The sequence below is a fragment of the Pseudomonas matsuisoli genome (assembly GCF_014647635.1).
Lineage (GTDB): Bacteria > Pseudomonadota > Gammaproteobacteria > Pseudomonadales > Pseudomonadaceae > Pseudomonas_P > Pseudomonas_P matsuisoli.
Window position 1 is genome coordinate 92,860 of record NZ_BMPO01000004.1, and the last position, 16,962, is coordinate 109,821.

General features: G+C 62.1%; 15 protein-coding genes. 9 read left to right on the forward strand and 6 right to left on the reverse strand.

Annotated features, from left to right (window positions below):
* The first annotated feature begins 114 nt into the window (after positions 1 to 114).
* Together IEY47_RS09755 and IEY47_RS09760 are read left to right on the forward strand one after the other, a co-directional pair.
* Complete coding sequence (locus IEY47_RS09755; RefSeq protein ID WP_188983039.1) at positions 115 to 1,896, forward strand: ABC transporter ATP-binding protein; 1,782 nt, start codon at positions 115 to 117, stop codon at positions 1,894 to 1,896.
* Entirely contained in the window at positions 1,893 to 2,105 is a 213-nt protein-coding gene (locus IEY47_RS09760; RefSeq protein ID WP_188983040.1) for a KTSC domain-containing protein, read from the forward strand. The genes IEY47_RS09755 and IEY47_RS09760 overlap by 4 nt, the downstream gene beginning before the upstream one ends.
* A 20-nt stretch (positions 2,106 to 2,125) precedes the next feature.
* On the opposite strand, the gene otnC is transcribed toward IEY47_RS09760, so the two are convergent.
* The gene (gene otnC, locus IEY47_RS09765) at positions 2,126 to 2,764 is read right to left on the reverse strand and encodes a 3-oxo-tetronate 4-phosphate decarboxylase (RefSeq protein ID WP_188983041.1); all 639 of its coding nucleotides are present in this window, start codon (positions 2,762 to 2,764) and stop codon (positions 2,126 to 2,128) included.
* Positions 2,761 to 4,050, reverse strand: coding sequence for a 3-oxo-tetronate kinase (gene otnK, locus IEY47_RS09770; protein WP_188983042.1), 1,290 nt, complete (start codon positions 4,048 to 4,050; stop codon positions 2,761 to 2,763). Before otnK ends, otnC begins: the two co-directional genes overlap by 4 nt.
* 237 nt (positions 4,051 to 4,287) lie before the next feature.
* On the opposite strand from otnK, the gene IEY47_RS09775 reads away from it, so the two are divergent.
* The 3 genes from IEY47_RS09775 (at position 4,288) to IEY47_RS09785 (ending at position 7,996) form a co-directional block, all read left to right on the forward strand.
* Positions 4,288 to 5,661: a homoserine dehydrogenase gene (locus IEY47_RS09775; protein WP_188983043.1), complete on the forward strand. Its 1,374-nt coding sequence runs from the start codon at positions 4,288 to 4,290 to the stop codon at positions 5,659 to 5,661.
* Between the two features lie 118 nt (positions 5,662 to 5,779).
* Entirely contained in the window at positions 5,780 to 7,126 is a 1,347-nt protein-coding gene (locus tag IEY47_RS09780) for a GntT/GntP/DsdX family permease (protein WP_188983044.1), read from the forward strand.
* Between the two features lie 51 nt (positions 7,127 to 7,177).
* A complete protein-coding gene (locus tag IEY47_RS09785) occupies positions 7,178 to 7,996 on the forward strand; it encodes a DeoR/GlpR family DNA-binding transcription regulator (protein ID WP_188983045.1) in 819 nt (272 codons plus the stop codon).
* Positions 7,997 to 8,041: 45 nt separating this feature from the next.
* Here IEY47_RS09785 and IEY47_RS09790 read toward each other — a convergent pair whose 3' ends face one another.
* Positions 8,042 to 8,404 carry a hypothetical protein gene (locus tag IEY47_RS09790; RefSeq protein WP_188983046.1) on the reverse strand — a complete coding sequence of 121 codons (363 nt, stop codon included), beginning with the start codon at positions 8,402 to 8,404 and terminating at the stop codon, positions 8,042 to 8,044.
* 572 nt (positions 8,405 to 8,976) lie between these two features.
* Here IEY47_RS09790 and IEY47_RS09795 point away from each other — a divergent pair.
* From IEY47_RS09795 to IEY47_RS09810, 4 genes are all read left to right on the forward strand, one after another.
* A complete protein-coding gene (locus IEY47_RS09795) occupies positions 8,977 to 9,372 on the forward strand; it encodes a YbaN family protein (protein ID WP_188983047.1) in 396 nt (131 codons plus the stop codon).
* A gap of 138 nt (positions 9,373 to 9,510) precedes the next feature.
* A complete protein-coding gene (locus tag IEY47_RS09800) occupies positions 9,511 to 10,830 on the forward strand; it encodes an acyltransferase family protein (protein WP_188983048.1) in 1,320 nt (439 codons plus the stop codon).
* A gap of 159 nt (positions 10,831 to 10,989) precedes the next feature.
* Positions 10,990 to 11,514 carry a gamma carbonic anhydrase family protein gene (locus IEY47_RS09805; RefSeq protein ID WP_188983049.1) on the forward strand — a complete coding sequence of 175 codons (525 nt, stop codon included), beginning with the start codon at positions 10,990 to 10,992 and terminating at the stop codon, positions 11,512 to 11,514.
* 19 nt (positions 11,515 to 11,533) lie between these two features.
* Complete coding sequence (locus IEY47_RS09810) at positions 11,534 to 12,679, forward strand: glycerate kinase (RefSeq protein ID WP_188983050.1); 1,146 nt, start codon at positions 11,534 to 11,536, stop codon at positions 12,677 to 12,679.
* A gap of 148 nt (positions 12,680 to 12,827) precedes the next feature.
* On the opposite strand, the gene IEY47_RS09815 is transcribed toward IEY47_RS09810, so the two are convergent.
* From IEY47_RS09815 to IEY47_RS09825, 3 genes are read right to left on the reverse strand one after another with little or no spacing between them, the layout of a single operon-like run.
* Positions 12,828 to 14,063 (reverse strand): aromatic ring-hydroxylating oxygenase subunit alpha, encoded by a 1,236-nt coding sequence (locus IEY47_RS09815; RefSeq protein WP_188983051.1) that lies wholly within the window; start codon positions 14,061 to 14,063, stop codon positions 12,828 to 12,830.
* A 36-nt stretch (positions 14,064 to 14,099) separates the two neighbouring features.
* Entirely contained in the window at positions 14,100 to 15,602 is a 1,503-nt protein-coding gene (locus tag IEY47_RS09820; protein WP_188983052.1) for an aldehyde dehydrogenase, read from the reverse strand.
* A 26-nt stretch (positions 15,603 to 15,628) separates the two neighbouring features.
* The gene (locus tag IEY47_RS09825; protein ID WP_188983053.1) at positions 15,629 to 16,957 is read right to left on the reverse strand and encodes an NAD(P)/FAD-dependent oxidoreductase; all 1,329 of its coding nucleotides are present in this window, start codon (positions 16,955 to 16,957) and stop codon (positions 15,629 to 15,631) included.
* Positions 16,958 to 16,962 lie beyond the last annotated feature (5 nt).

Sequence of the window (16,962 nt, forward strand, 5' to 3'; positions counted from 1 at the left end):
TCATGGCCATGTTCCCCGGCATGAGGAGGGCGCGATGAGCCCGATACCCGCCCGCGTCTTACGTCCCGCCGCCGCCTGCGTGAGCGCCTTGCTTCGTACGCAGGACCTGACTTCATGAACGTCGCCAACGCTACTCCACCTCGGCCTCTACCGGATAAACCCGTTGCCTTCATGTGGCATTACGTCACCCGGCGGCCCTGGCAGTTCGGCGGCATCTTCTTTTTGATCGCAGCGGCCTCCGGCTGTGGCGTCGCCGTGCAGTACGGCATGAAACTGCTGGTGGATGCGATGGCCACCGACGATCGCGCAGGGGCCAACGTCTGGTATCCCCTGGGCGTGTTCATCGGGCTGATCGTGCTGGAAAACATCTTTTGGCGATTGTCCGGCTGGGCCGGTTGCCGCACGGTTATCGCCAGCTGCGTCGACCTGCGGGTAGACCTGTTCCGCTACCTCACCGGCCACCCGATGCGCTATTTCAGCGAGAACTTCGCCGGCGCGCTGGGCAACCGCATTACCGCCACTAGTAAGGCTGCGGAAGGCATCTACGGCAGCCTGGCCTGGCGCATCATGCCGCCCTGCGTGGATTTCGTGGGTGCGGTGTTGGTGCTGTTCACGGTGCACTGGTACATGGCGGTCGCGTTGATCTTTTTCGTCGCGTTGGTGGCGGGGATCATCGTCGGCTTCGGCATTCGCGGCCGGCACAAGCATCAGCGCTACGCGGCACAGTCGGCACGGGTCGGCGGCGAATTAGTGGATGTGGTTACCAATGTCTGGACCATCAAGGCGTTCTCCGCTCGCGAGCGCGAGGCCCAACGGCTCTCGACCGAAATCGGCATCGAAGCCAAGGCACACCGGCGCAGCTGGATGTACCTGGAGAAGGCTCGTGTCATCCACGATATCTGTCTCGCCCTCATGGCAGGCGGCATGCTCATCTGGTCGGTCGTTCTGTGGCGTGCCGGCAGCGTCACGCCCGGCGACGTAGTACTCGTCAGCACCCTGACCTTCCGCATTCTCAACGGCTCACGCGAACTGGCCCTGGCGCTGGTCGAAGCGGTGCAGCAACTGGGGGCGATCTCGGACACCTTGAAAATCGTGCTGGCGCCTCACGCGCTGGATGATCCGGAGCCGCAGATCACGCTGCAGGAAGGGACTATCGAGTTCAACAAGGTGGCCTTCAACTATCCTGACGGGCGCCGAGTGTTCGAGCAGTTCAACTTGTTCGTCCCCGCCGGGCAGAAGATCGGCATCGTCGGCCCGTCCGGCGCAGGCAAATCAACGCTCATCCAGCTGATCCAACGGCTGGATGATGTGCAGGGTGGCTGCGTAATGATCGATGGGCAGGACATCAGCGATGTCAGCCAGGACAGCCTGCGCAACCTGCTGGCCGTGGTGCCGCAGGAAGCCGCGCTATTCAATCGCACGATCCTCGAAAATATCCGCTACGGACGACCTGACGCCACCGATGAGGAAGTGGTCGCTGCCGCGCGCCACGCGTACTGCGACACGTTCATTCGCGAGTTGCCGAAGGGCTACGAAACGATGGTGGGTGAGCGCGGTGTAATGCTCTCAGGCGGTCAGCGGCAGCGCCTGGGCATCGCCCGCGCCTTCCTGAAGAACGCTCCGATCCTGATTCTCGACGAAGCGACCTCCGCGCTGGATACCCATTCCGAGGCCGAGATCCAGGCCGCCTTGAACGACTTGATGCAAGGTAGAACCGTGCTCGCGGTAGCGCATCGCCTGTCTACGCTGATGGGCTTCGACCGCATCATCGTCATGCAGCACGGCGTCATCGTCGAAGATGACAGCCCAGGCAATCTGCTCACCGCTGGCGGCCTGTTCGCCTCGTTGTGGCAGATTCAGGGAGCCAGCTTCAAGCATGAGCCGCCACGTGCGTGAAACGGCGTCTCGTTGAATCGGAAGCGATTCGCTCGGTGGGCTACGACGCCCACCGACAGCTTCTAGAAGTGGAATTCAACGGTGGGGACGTTTACCACTATTTTGCCGTACCGCGGACGGTATACGACCGCCTAATGGCGGCGGAGTCCATGGGCACGTGGTTCAACCAGACCTTCAAGGACATGGGGTTCGAGTACCGAGAGCTATGAAGCGTGTGGCGATGTAACGCCTACCACTGCACCCCGAAGGTCTTGCACAGCACCTCGATTTCCTGCTCACCCAACGGCGCCGGTCGCGGCGACGTCATTAACCACAACCGTGCCGTTTCCTCTAGCTCTTCGAGGGCGAAGCTCGCGCGGCTGACCGAACTTTCCCAAATGACAGGCCCCAGCCGTTCGAGCATCACGCCGCGCACACGGTTGGCCAGCGCTGCCACTTGCTGCGCAACTTCCGGCGCGCCCGGGCGCTGGTAGGAAATAAGCGGGATGTGCCCAACCTTCATCACTTGATACGGCGTCAACGGCGGCAGGATGTCGGCCTGGCTCCAAACCCCGGCCAGAGTCAAGGCGACGAGGTGCGTGGAATGGGTATGCAGCACGCCGCCGACACCCGGATTGCGATCATAGATCTCGCGATGCAGCAGCAGGGTTTTCGATGGTCGCTCACCGCTGACCCATTCACCGGAGGCATCAACTTTCGCGATATCGGCGGGATCAAGCCGGCCCAGACAGGCATCGGTCGGCGTGATCAGCCAGCCATCGTCGAGGCGGGCGCTGATATTGCCAGCGCTGCCCACGGTATAGCCCCGCGCGTAAAGGCTGGCGCCAACGGTGCAGATTTCCTCGCGCAGCGAGGCTTCGCGGCTCATTGCCAGTCCCCCGCCAAACGGCGCAAGGCTTTGGCGAAGAAGTCACGGCTGCCGAAATTGCCGGACTTGAGCGTAACCGCCAGTGGCTCGTCAGCACCCAGTGCCAGTGTTGCGGGTACACCCGGATCGATCTGCCGGCCGATCTGCAACGCCGTGATACCTAAGGCTTGCACGACCGCGCCAGAGGTTTCGCCGCCAGCAACGACAAAATGCCGGGTACCAGAGCGATACAACCGCTGAGCGATGCTCCCTAATGCTTGCTCCACCAGCTCACCGGCACGGGCGACACCAAGCTCCGCCTGAACGGCCTTGACCTCGTCCGGTGTGCTGGTCGCATAGATCAATACCGGGTCCGCACGATCGGCGAACTGGATAGCTTCCTCGACCACCACCTCGCCGCGGGCCAGTCGCAGCGGCTCGATGCGATAGGCCGGGCGCCCTGCTTCCAGCCACGCCTGCACTTGTCCATTGGTGGCGGAGGAAGCGCTACCGGCCAGCACGACAGCCGTGCCAGGCACGGCATCGAGATGGGCGGGATTGTCGTCGCGTAAAAGCCCCTGCTTGCGGAAATTGGCGGGGAGCCCTTGGGCGACACCCGAGCCGCCGGTAATAAGCGGCAGCTCCGCACACGCGGCGCCTAGCGTTTGCAGGTCTTCGTCGGTCAGTGCGTCGGCGATAGCGACAGCGACACCCTCACGACCGAGCGCTTCGATTTGCTTGCGCACGCCCTCCACACCGCTCGCTACGTCGTCTCGACGCAACAGCCCGACCCGCCGAGCCGTCTGGCTTTGCAGCACCCTCACCAGATTGGCGTCGGTCATCGGTGTTAACGGGTGGTGCTGCATGCCGGACTCGCTGAGCAGCGCGCCGTTGACAAAAAGATGGCCCATGTAGAGCGTGCGGCCCGCTTCCGGGAAGGCGGGGCAAGCAATGGTGAAGGCACTGCCGAGGTCGTCCTGCAATGCGTCGATGACAGGGCCGATGTTGCCCTGGACCGTCGAGTCGAAGGTCGAGCAGTACTTGAAAAAGAACTGTGTGCAGCCCTGCGCCTTGAGCCATTCCAGCGCTTCGCGGGATTGCCGGACCGCTTCTTCCGGCGCAATGGTGCGTGACTTTAATGCAACGACGATGGCTTCCGCAGAGGCAACATCGGCCGCATCACCGTGTGGTACGCCGATGGTCTGCACAGTACGCATACCGTTGCGCACGAGAATATTGGCAAGGTCAGTGGCGCCGGTGAAGTCGTCGGCGATGCATCCCAGCAGCGGGCGTTGGGCAGCGGTCATGGGCACTCCAAGTGCAGATTCTTGGTATTCGATAATTTCACATGAAAGCACATAAGCAGCAGTTGAGCGCATGCTTATCAACGGTAATCCCGCTGAAAATGTGATGAAGGATGGTATACGTGTGAATATGTGTTAATCAAGTTTGACGGCAGTGTGAAATTTTAACTATGGTTGCGCAACGCTACCGAGTCGGCGAACCGTCGATCAGGGCTTCGCAGAACAACAACAGAGGTGTCCATGAATTTCGAATTACTGTTCGCCGACCATCCCGACACACCCGTCCGCTACGCCCTGACTGGTGCCAAAGGAGGTTTTTCCCGCACGTTACTCGCGCAGACCCGACTGATGCCGCGGCTGCTGCCAGCCATCCTCTGCGACTTGGACGTCCCGGGTCTGAAGGCGCTGTGTCTGGAACTGGGGTATCCCGAAAATCAGCTGGTTGAATGCCAATCGGCCGAAGACGTCACCTCTGCGCCCAAAGACGCAGTGCTGCTGGTCGCGAATGTGGCGCTGCTGGACCCGCAGCGTTACGACATCCTTGTCGAAGCCACCGGCAATCCTGCGGTTGGCCATCGTGCAGGTGAACGCGCAATCAAGGCTGGCCGGCACGTGGCCATGGTCAGCAAGGAAGTGGATTCCGTCACCGGAATTGCCCTCTCGCGTCTCGCTGCAGAACATGGCGTCGTCTACACCACGGCCGACGGCGACCAGCCAGCGAACCTGATTGGCTGGGTAACCTGGGCCCGCATCCTAGGGCTGGACATCGTCGCCGCCGGCAAATCCAGCGAATACGACTTGGTGTTCGATCCCGAGACCAACACGATCACTCAGCTGGACCAGACCATTCCGGCGCCGGATATGGCGGGCCTGTTGCGTCTGGGCGATGACCTTCACGCCACGCTGAGCGCTCGCCGCAAGGCCCTGAACGGACTCAAGACGAGCGCCACCGCGGACTACTGCGAAATGGCCGTGGTCGCGACCAACACCGGTCTCGTCCCTGATGTCGAGCTGCTGCATTACCCCATTGCGCGGGTGGCCGAACTGGCCGACATCTACGCCCTACGCGAAGACGGCGGGCTGGTGAACCAAACGGGCGTGATCGACGTATTCAACGTCTTGCGCCTGCCGGAAGAAGCGAGCTTCGCCGGTGGCGTGTTCGTGGTCGTCCGTACCCATGACGCGCCGACCTGGGAGCTGCTGGCACAGAAAGGTCATGTGGTGAGCCGCAACGGTCGCTACGCCTGCCTGTACCTGCCGTATCACTTCATGGGCGTGGAAACACCGATCAGCCTGCTCAATGCCGTGCTGCACAAGCGCGCCTCGGGCACTGATCGACCTACGTTGTGCGCCGTGCTCGGCGGACGCGCGACGGCCGACATCCCGGCAGGCACCGTGCTTTCCATGGGCGGTCACCACCACGACGTGACTGGCGTACAGGCGGTACTGCTCAAGGCCACTGAAGTACCTGACGACGTCGCGCCGCTGTATCTCGCCGCCCATGCCACGACAGCACGCGACATCAAGGCCGGTGAACTACTGCGTCTGGGCGACTTGAGCAACCCCGATGCGGATCTTGCCGCAGCCTGGAACAAGGGCCGGCAAGCACGCTGAACCTAGGCTCGCTGTCATTTCTGGCAAGCCGCTCTGCGGCTCAGCAATGGCAGCTTCCCCCAGCACATGAGCGCCGACTGAACGGCGCCTTCTTCTCCGTCAGAGTTTTACAACAATCATGAACAGCGAACTGCTAACTCTGCTTTTGGCGGCCGGTGCCATCGTGGTGCTGATCCTGCTGATCACCAAACTCAAACTCAATCCATTCCTCGCCTTGACGCTGTCGGCGCTCGGTCTTGGCCTCGCGGCCGGGGTTGGCGCTAACGAAACGGTCGAAAGCTTCGTCAAAGGATTCGGCTCGGCGCTGAATAAAACCGGCCCTGTCATCGGTCTGGGCACCCTGCTCGGCGGCATTCTGCTGGGCTCCGGGGGCGCTGACCGTATCGCCAACGCTTTCATCGGCACCCGGCCCGTGAAATACGTGCCGTGGGCGGTTTGCGCCGCCGCTCTATTGATCGGCATGCCGCACTTGTTCGACGTCAGCTTCATCATGCTTGCGCCGTTGGTCTACACCGTGGCCAAACGCACAGGCTCGCACCTGCTGTTCGTGGGCTTGCCCCTGGCGGCGGGACTGTATGTTTCCCACGGCCTGCTGCCGCCACACCCGGCGCCGACGCTGGCGGTTTCCGCATTTCACGCCAATACCGGCCTGACGATCTTCTTCGGCCTGCTGATCGCCATTCCGACAGCGGTCATTTGCGGACCGTTACTCACCCGACTCATCAGCCCCTGGTTTGGCCCCGCGCCGGACCTGTCCGCAGGGCCGGTCGGCGCTAACGAGACCAGCTCCCCGCGTCCAGTGTCGCTGTCGCTATCGATCATTTCAGTGCTGCTGCCGCCCGCACTGATGCTGATCGGCACCCTCGGCATGGCCTATACCGTCAAGGACTCCGGTGCTCACGCATTCTTCGGCGCGCTGAACAACCCGATCCTGTCGTTGCTGGCAGCAGTGATCTTCGCGTTCTTCGCCCTGGGGCTGAAATCCGGTTTCAATCTCGGCGAAGTCGGCAAGATGGCCAACAAGGGCCTGGCGCCATTGGGTGCGATCCTGCTGATTCTGGGCGCCGGCGGCGGCTTCAAGCAGATGCTTTCGTCCATCGAACTCGATCAGCTCATCACCCATCATGCCTCCGGTTGGCCGGTGAACCCGCTGATTCTCGCGTGGGGCATCGCAGCACTGCTGCGGGTCTGCATCGGCTCGGCTACGGTCGCAACGGTTGCGGCGACCGGCATCGTAGCGCCGCTTGCTCTGGTGCATCCCGAGTTGTCACCTGAACTGCTGGTGCTGGCAACGGCATCGGGCGCGGTCATGCTCTCCCACGTCAACGACTCTGGCTTCTGGCTGTTCAAGGAATACTTCCAGCTCAGCGTGGCCCAGACCTTCCGGACGTGGACGCTGATGCTCTGCATCCAGTCGGTGATCGGCCTCATTGGCGTGCTGCTCATCGAAGCGGTGATCCGATAAACTCGGCGGCGCGCTCCACACCCGAGCGCGCCGAAACGGAGCGACGGTAACGTGCCAACCACTGAAGAACACGACCTGGTCGGCGGCGGGCCCATCATTCCGGACCAGCGTCGAGAAATGATCTGGCGGCAGCTATGCCGCCATCAGGTGCTTAGCGTGCACCAGCTGACCGAGATGTTCGGCTGCTCGCACATGACCATTCGCCGCGACATCGCCAGCCTGGAAAAGGATGGTCGAGCCTACTCGGTGCCAGGCGGTGTGCGCATCGCCAGCCAGGTCGGTAGCGAGCCCAGCCATCAGCTCAAGGCGGTCGTCGAACAGGCCGAAAAGCGCGGCATGGCAAGGCGCGCGGCCGAGCTGCTCCACGCCGACATGACGCTCTATCTGGACGCCGGCACCAGCACGCTCCAGCTGGTCCCGCATATTCGCCAACACCAGGGCATGACCGTGGTAACCAACGATTTCACCATCGTGCAGTGCCTGGCCGACGCGCTCGATATCGAAGTGATCCACATCGGCGGGCAACTGGACCATCCCAATCTGTCCACCGTCGGGTCGCTCGCGGCAGCTACCCTGCGCCGCGTCGCGATCGACATCGCCTTCATGTCCACCAGTTCCTGGGACCTGAAGCGCGGTGTCACTACCCCGTCGGCGCCAAAGGTCGAGGTCAAGCGAGCCGCTCTGGAAGCTGCATCGCAGACGGTGCTGGTCGCTTCCAGCTCCAAGTACGGCACGTTCGGCACCTATCGCGTGGCGCCACTGGACCGGTTCGACCTGATCATCACCGACAGCGGCCTCGGGGAAACGCCCGCCGAAGCATTGCGCGCGCTCGGGTTGGAGTTGGAGCTGGCAGCTCCCGAAGGTCTCTGAGACACCGAGGCCGTTGCGTCGGAAGCGGTTAATTTCCCCAGGCGATTACCAACGTGGCCCATGAAAGCCTCGACCGGGCGGCTGGCCTATTCCCGGCCTAGGCCCTGGCCGGTTCTGCCAATGGGGTTGGCGCGGACCATGGTCCCAGCGATGCTGAAATCGGCCGGGTGGCGGTGCCCAGCGACGGTCGTGTTCACGCCACGAATAACGCGGCGGCGGCGTTGGACGGTAATGGCGGGGCATGTCATACCGGTAGCGGCGCTGCGTGTCATAGCGGTGAATGACTGCAGGCGGCCGATACCCAGGCGACGCGTCGTAGTAGATGACGCGAGGTGGTTGATAGAGCCCTTGCGCCTGCGCAAGGCCGCTGGCCAATCCAACCAGCATGATCAATAGAAAACGACGCATTCGAGACCTCCTCGGGCGTCAGCACCCCGACTTCGGGCATCGCTATGGACCATGAAAAAGGGGATCCGTTGTTCTGCCCCTCACCTTTCCGCCAACTGGCAGCGCCGTAGCCCCTTGAGGGAGCGGGCCGTGCTTGCGAGGAGTACGACCATTGGACTTCAATTGGTCTTTAAAAAAGCATCGCGGGCATGGCCCACTCCCACAATGGGCGCGCTGTAATAGTCCTTAGGCTGGTGAAATCCGATTGATCCATCCCGGGTTGCACCCGGGCTACGGAACGGTTTATCGCCAACGAGCGGGCTCCTACAAGGGCTAGGAAATCTTGCGCGACACTCCTGCCTTTGTGGGAGCGGGCCACGCCCGCGATTGCTTTCCGCCCATCCCGCCGCCAGGCCTAACCTCGACGACGGATCAGAAGCCGGCCCATCGAGACACTTGCTCCCAAAGCAGCATGCTGGAACCATTCGCGCTCTTGCCGCGGTGGACGCGGCCACAGCGAGCGCCCATGACGATCCCGTCGACACCTGCCTTTCCACCGTTTTCCGCCGCCACCGGCATCGCGAGACACGACCATGCCTGAACCCTCGCGCCGGCTCCGCTGGCTTTGGCTGCTGGTCGCGTACCTTGCGATCGCGTTGGCGATCATCGGCGTCGTGGTCCCTGGGCTGCCAACCACGGAGTTCGTATTGCTCGCTGCGTGGGCCGCGGGCAAGAGTTCGCCGAAACTGGCGGCCTGGCTGGAGAACCATCGGCTATTCGGGCCTATGTTGCGCGACTGGAAAGACGGCGGGCGGATCAGCCGCCAGGTGAAGATAACGTCCTCAGTCACCATGCTTGCGGCCTTCACCTTTATGGCGCTGACCGTTTCGCACACGTTGTCCGTCGTGTGCACGGGCATCTTGATGCTGATCGGCGCAGGTTACATCTGGTCACGCCCTGAGCGCCGAAAGCCGCCATCGGACGAGTAGGCGTGCCCGCGCCACTTGGAATAACCGCCCGTCCCCGCTGGGCTATAGATGAGCGGCTGTCATGGTCCAACTGAAATAAAAACGAAACGGGCATAATGCCGCCCCTTCGAAATTGGAACACGACACGCGCTCGCCTCAATGACCAAGCATTACTACGGCCTCGAATGGCTACGATTCCTGATGGCGCTGTACATGGTCGTCTACCACTTAGGCGGCCTGTACGGCGATGCGCCGCAGCTGTTCCGTCAGCTCGTGGGCATGGGCTTTTATGCGACCAGCACCTTCTTTCTGCTGTCGGGCTTTCTGTTAGCCCACGTCTGCCTCAACGATGAAGGACAGATGAAGGGCAGCCCCAAGGGCTTCATCGCCCGGCGGCTATGCAACCTTTATCCAATCCACCTGATCACCCTGTCGATCGCCCTGATTCTGCTGTTCTTTCGCGAATCCGTCGCCGAAGGCGTGCTGGTCTACTACAACCAGCATCCCTACGCGCCTGTGGAAGATCGCAGCTTGGACGAAGTCCTACCGCCGCTCGGCTGGACCGCGGCAGGGGCGCACGTGGTCATGCAGTTCCTGCTGCTGCAGTCTTGGGAACCGCGCTTTCTCTGGCTGAACGGTGCGACCTGGTCGATCTCCGCGTTGCTGTTCTTCTACTTGCTCTTCCCCATTCTCGGACCCCGGCTGATGGCCGCGCGACGCTGGTTGCTGCTGGGTTTCTGCGTGTGGGGCCTGTACTTGCTGCTGCCCTTGGCGGCCACTTGGCTCGGCGCCTATGACTACATAACCGTTGGCGTGATGCACCGTAACCCCATTGTGCGGTTGCCTGAATTTCTCATCGGCATCCTGTTGTACCGCGCGGTCAAGGAGCCCTCGATCGCTGCCTGGGTCGCCCGCTATCGCTATCTGTTGATCGTCGTCGGATTAAGTAGCCTGGGCTTCGGCGCGTGGCTGCTCAACGAAGACGGAAAGCATTGGTTCTATCTCGTGCACAACGGGCTTTTGACCCCGTTCCAAAGCATGCTTCTGCTGGCCTGCACAACCTTCTCGGCGCCGCGTACGGCTTCCGTGCGCCAGATTGCCCAACGCCTAGGTGAAGCCTCGCTGTGCATCTTCGCGATTCACACCCCACTGATCGGTCTCATCGCGCCCTGGACACGGCGCATCCTCACGTGGCTCGACGATACGGGGGAAGCCGCCTCCGAAGCGGTTTCGGATGTGGTGGAAGACATGATGAGCGATGCCATGGGCGACGCCGTCAGCGATGCCATCGTCAGCGTCACCATTCCACTCTGGGCACTGATCCCGCACCTGCTGTTCATCGTCGGCCTCGGCCTGATCTTCCAGCGTTTCCTCATCGGCCCCATCCGCCGCTGGCTGGAACGGCGCCTGCCCAACCACTGGCAGCCACGCCGTAAAACAGCAGCCGTAGGCCCCCGCCCGCCGGGCGAATCGAGCTGATAGCCACTCTTCTTCGACGACAAAGGGCGCTCAAAAAAGCGCCCTTTTCGTTTCTCTGCGGCTTATCCAGAGAGGCAACTCGGACCACCATGGTGTAAAAAGACCCAATGCAGGACGCTCCCACAATCAAAACAACCGTCCCTGCCATGAGGACTTTCGATGAAATATCGCTTGGAAAACGTGAAGGTCGACGCCCATCGCGATAGCTGGGTCGCGCCTAGCGCCGACGTGATCGGCAAGGTCCGTCTCGATGAAGGCAGCAGCGTCTGGTTCGGCGCGGTGATCCGTGGCGACAACGAGCTGATCCACATCGGCAAGGACAGCAACGTGCAAGACGGCGCCGTTCTGCACACTGATATGGGCATTCCTCTCACTCTCGGCACCGGCGTCACGGTCGGTCACCAGGCCATGCTGCATGGCTGCGAAGTGGGTGACTACAGCCTCGTCGGCATTCACGCCGTGGTGCTCAATGGAGCGAAAATCGGTAAGTACTGTGTCATTGGAGCCAACGCACTCGTCGCCGAGGGCAAGGTCATACCCGATGGATCGTTGGTCGTAGGCTCGCCCGCCCGCGTGATGCGCGAACTGACCGAGGAACAGCGCCGCGGCCTCGAAGCCAGCGCCGCCCACTATGTCGAGAATGCCCGGCGTTATGCGCAGGGACTGGCCGAACAACAAGACTAAAAAGACGGAAAACGTGCCCATGAAGATCGTAATCGCCCCGGATTCTTTCAAGGACAGCCTCGGCGCGCCCGGCGTCGCCGATGCAATAGCCAGAGGCCTTGCCCAGGTCTGGCCCGACGCCGAACTCGTGCGCTGCCCGATGGCCGATGGTGGCGAAGGCACCGTTGAATCGGTGCTGGCTGCTGCGGGTGGCGAATGGCGCACGACGGACGTGGAAGGTCCTCGCGGCGAAACCGTGGCCGCGGACTGGGGTTGGATCGAGTCCGAGCGTACTGCGATCATCGAAATGGCCACCGCCAGCGGCCTGATGCTGCTGACGAAGGAACAACGTGACGCCACGGTGACGAGCTCCATCGGCACCGGCGAACTGATCCGCGCGGCATTGGATGCCGGCGCGCAACGTGTCGTCCTCGGTATTGGTGGAAGCGCGACCAACGATGGCGGTACGGGCGTATTACGTGCGTTGGGCGTGCGCTTTCTCGACAAGAATGGCGATCAGTTGCCGCCGGGCGGGCTCGCGCTGAAGGACCTGACGAAAGTCGACCTCACCCATCTCGACCCACGCTTGAAGGACGTACGCCTGGAAGTCGCCGCAGACGTCGACAACCCTCTATGCGGCCCACGCGGCGCCTCGCATGTCTTCGGCCCGCAGAAAGGCGCCTCACCCGAACAGGTCAAGGCGCTCGATGCCGCGCTCGCGCATTTTGCGGACATATGCGCGCCGGTCCTGGGTACGGACCATCGCGACTTCCCCGGCTGCGGCGCTGCGGGCGGCATCGGTTTCGCCATGAAAGCGTTCTTCGAAGCACGCTTCCGCCCCGGCATCGAAGTCGTCGCCGAACTGACACGTCTCGATGACGCCATGCAGGGCGCCGACCTCGTCATCACCGGCGAAGGCCGCATGGACGAGCAAACCCTCAGCGGCAAGACGCCAATGGGTGTAGCCAAGGTCGCTGGGCGACATGGCGCCCCCGTCATCGCCATCGTCGGCTCACTGGGCGCTGGTTATGAAAAGCTCTATGACCACGGCATCGTCGCGGCCTTCAGCCTGGTTTCCGGGCCGATGGACCTGGCCGAAGCCTGCAAGAACTGCGGCGCGTTGCTGGAGGCGAGTGCGCGGGATATCGCGCGGGTGTGGCAAGGGGCGTCGGCAAGATCGTCCTGACCCTTACGCCGACACCTCATCACCTGACCGCATTCCTCCAATGAAAAATGCCCATGGGAAACCCATGGGCACTCAAAACGCGCGAGTTACATCGGTTCCTGCCGAGACCCTCCACGCGTATCTAGCGGTACGCGTGGAGGGCCGTGAGTCAACCCACCGACTTCAGCTTGAACGGCCCTCTCAGCCGCTCCAACATCGTCGCGCAGTACCAGTCATCGAACTGGCAGACACCGTTCTCGGCGATCTCCGAATACGGGCCCGGCTCATAGGACGGTGAATTCACTCCAGCCTGCGCGCCCTCGACCAACTGGCGGTCCTGATCGTTGGTGGCGATCCACACCTTGGTGAGGCGGTCGAGATCGTAGTCGATGCCCTCCTGGGCGTTCTCGTTGACCAACCATTTGGTGGTGACCAGCGTTTCATTCGGCCCGATCGGCAATACGCGGAAGCTCAACGCATGATCCCCGAGGAAGTGATTCCAGGTGGACGGGTAGTTGAAGTACAACAATGCGCCGATATCCGGCTCGCCGCTGGCATCTAGCCGGCCATTTACCGCAGGCTGACCATCCATGGTGTAGCTCACCGCCCCTTTGGACAGGGGTATTCGCGTCATACGGAAACGGCCAGCTTCATCCATCACCAGACGGCTTGGCATCCCGGCCCGCTCGCAGCGGTTCCAGTGCTCGACCAACTCCGGATCTTCGGCACCACCGACGCCTGCCACAGAGAGGTTCTCCACGAAAGAGTTGAGCAGTTCAGGGTGCGTGCCGTCGCAGTGGTAGCACTCGCGATTGTTCTCGAAGACCAGCTTCCAGTTGCCCTTCTCGATCAGGTTCGATTCGAAGGCCACCTTGCAGTTTTCGAGGTTGTGCGGCGCGATGAAAGGGCTGACGGCCTTGCGAAAGGCGCCGAAATCGGGCGCCCGTTCGGCCACACAGATGTAGATGAAGGTATGCACGATCTCGCAGTGCACGGGCTTGAGGTTGTATTGCGACTTGTCGAAATCGCTGCCCATGTTGCCAGCGAACAGCAGCGTGCCGTCCAGCTCGAAGGTCCATTTGTGGTACGGGCAAACCAGCTTGGCGACCTTGCCTGCAGCGTGCTCGCAGACCTTGGTACCACGGTGGCGGCAGGCGTTGTGGAAGGCCCGGACTTCGCCGTCCTTGCCGCGCACGACGGCTACGGGGTAGTCGCCCACCTGTAGCGAAAAATACTGTCCCGCCTTGGGAATCTCGAAGGTGTGCCCAGCGAAGACCCAGTCTTTGTGCCAGAGCTGCTCCAGATCCTGGCGATAAACCTCGGGATCGCTGTACAGCTCACGAGGCAGGGCGTGGCGAGCTCGCCGTTTAGCGATCAGGTCCGCAACGTAAGAGGTGTTGTTCATAGCTATTCTCCGATCACACGATCGACGCGGCGTGGTTCAACCGACCTGAATCCAGGTGGTTTTAAGTTCGCAGTACTGGTCATGGGCGTGTATGGACTTGTCCCGCCCGCCGAAACCGGATTGCTTGTAACCACCGAATGGCACCGTGATGTCACCTTCGGAGAAACAGTTCACCGAGACGGTGCCGGCCCGAATGGCTGACGAGATACGGTGTGCCGCGGACAGATCCGAAGTCCAGAGCGAGGACGCCAACCCGTAGCAGGTGTCGTTGGCAATGGCGATGGCCTCCTCCTCGGTGTCGAACGGGATGACAGCCAACACAGGCCCGAAGATCTCGTCGACAGCGACGCCGGCCTTGGGATCGACGTTGTCGAAGATCGTCGGCGCCACGAAATACCCGCCCGTCTCGGCATAAAGACGCGTACCACCGGCCAACACCTCATAGCCCTCAGCCTTGGCCTTCTCGATATGCTCGAGCACCTTGTTCATGTGCGCTTCTTCGATCAACGCGCCGAGCCGCACCTCTGGGTTCAGCGGATCGCCCGTGACCCATTCCTCGAGCTGCTGGACCACCTCCTTGAGCAACGCATCCTTGATCGAACGATGCACGATCAGACGCGAGCCTGCCGAGCAGTTCTCGCCCATGTTCCAGAACGCCGCTGCCAGCACGTTCGAGGCGATGGTGGGAATATCCTTGGCATCGCCCATGACGAGCTGCGGGTTCTTGCCGCCGCATTCGAGGGTGACGCGTTTGAGGTTGCTGCGCGCGGAGTATTCGAGAAACAAACGACCGACCTCGGTGGAGCCGGTGAACGTCGTCATATCGATGTCGGGGTGCAGGCCGATGGCTTTGCCCGCTTCCTGACCAAGGCCTGGAACGACGTTGAGAACACCGGCCGGGATGCCCGCCTCGAACGCCAACTCGGCCAGTCGCAACGTACTCAGCGACGTCAGCTCAGCGGGCTTGAGCACCACACTGTTACCGGTAATCAAGGCAGGGCCTAGTTTCCAACCCGCCATCATCGAGGGGAAGTTCCAGGGCAGCACCGCGCCGACCACGCCGATGGGTTCACGCACGATCATGCCGAGCGTGCCCGCGCCCTTGGGCGAAATGGCGTCATATTGCTTATCGCCCGCTTCGGCGTGCCAGCGAATCGTGGCAGCGGTATCGGGGATGTCCATGCCGAAGCACTCACCCACCGGCTTACCAGCTTCCAATGCTTCGAGCACCGAAAGCTCCAGGCGATGCTGATCGATGAGATCGGCAAAACGGAACATGACCTGCTTACGCTCAGCGACAGGTAGCCCAGACCAAACGCCTGAGTCGAACGCCGCACGCGCCGCCTCCACCGCCGCATTCACATCGGCCTCGTCGCACGCGGCAACCTCCGTCAGCGCCTTGCCGGTAGCCGGGTTGAGCGTGGTGAAGGTCTTGCCGGACTGCGCTGACACAAACCGGCCATTGATGAAGGCCTGGTTGCGATAGGCCAGCGACGCCATCGTTTCCTGGACGGCCTGCTTCGTTAGCGTTTCTGTCATGAACTCATCTCCTGTTGTTATGCAGCTCAAAGCTCTATGCCTGCGGTCCACTCCTTCCACGCGATGGAAGAGCGGAGGCCAATGCCGAGCAATGGTTCGGGCGGGTTACGGCAGGGTTTGGGTTGTTCAAGCATGATCCGTAGCAGCTCGCTATCCATGCCCAACGCGTATTCGGCAATCAATTTGCCGGCGATGGTGCTACGTGTAAGGCCGAGTCCATTGCAACAGACGGCGCTGTATACGCCCGGCGCAATTTCACCGAAGGCCGATCCGGAGTTGCGCGAAAGGCACAGCGCGCCGCCCCAGGTGTATTCGAAATCGACGCCCGGCAGCATCGGAAAGCGTACGTCGAACGACTTCTGGTGCGCGCGCTTGGCCCGCTCCAGCATTCTCGATGTCGCCGCGACGTCCGGGTTATAGGTGAAGGAATTACGAATGCAGATACGCCCACTGGCCAAACGCCTGACGGTCGTACCCAGCGGGTCCGCCGGTATCAGCCCCCAGCTTCCCTCACCACCGAGCCGCGTTAGCTCCTCAGCCGTCAGCTGACGTGTCAGGCTGCCGTAGGTGTACACCGGCAAGAGTCGGCCCTTGAAGCCCAATTCGCCGAACGCCGAGGCGTAGGCATTGGTGGCAAGAACCAACCGTGGCGCGGTGACCGTCCCATTGGCCGTCACCAATCGATGCGGTTGCCCGACATGGATCTGCGAGACCGGGCTGTCTTCGTAGAGCGTTACGTTTTTCGGCAGGCTACCGGCCAAGCCTCGACATAACGCCGCTGGCTGAACCAGGACGCAGCCCGGCGCATGCAGGCCAGCCTTGTAGAAATCCGTTCCGGTAACGGCTTTCATGGCGGCCGCATCGAGCATCCGATGCGGCTCGTCCAAATCGCTCAACCCACGGGAAAACGCCTCCAATGCACGAGTGCCCTGGCCGTTCGCCGCGCCATGGATCTTGCCCTGCTCGCGCCAGTCACATTCGATTCGTTCGCGCGTCACGATCTCGCGCATGTAATCGATGCCGCCTCGACTCAGACGAATGATGCGACGGTCCGCGTCCTTGTCGCTGGTGTAGCTGTGGGAGTTGAGATCGTGCGGCAGGTCGACCATGAAGCCGGAGTTGCGCCCACCTGCACCGAAACCGGCACGGCGCGCTTCGACCAAAGCGATCGAGGCGTTCGGCAAAAGCTCCGCCAACCGCCGCGCGGCAGCCATACCGGCCAGCCCGGCCCCAAGAACGACCCAGTCGGCGTTTATCTGCCCACTGACCGAAATGCCCGGCGTCGGTGGCGGCAGCAGGCCATACCAGCCGCACCGGCCATCATCCTGAGGCAGAAAAGAAGAACGCAACTGCATCGAAC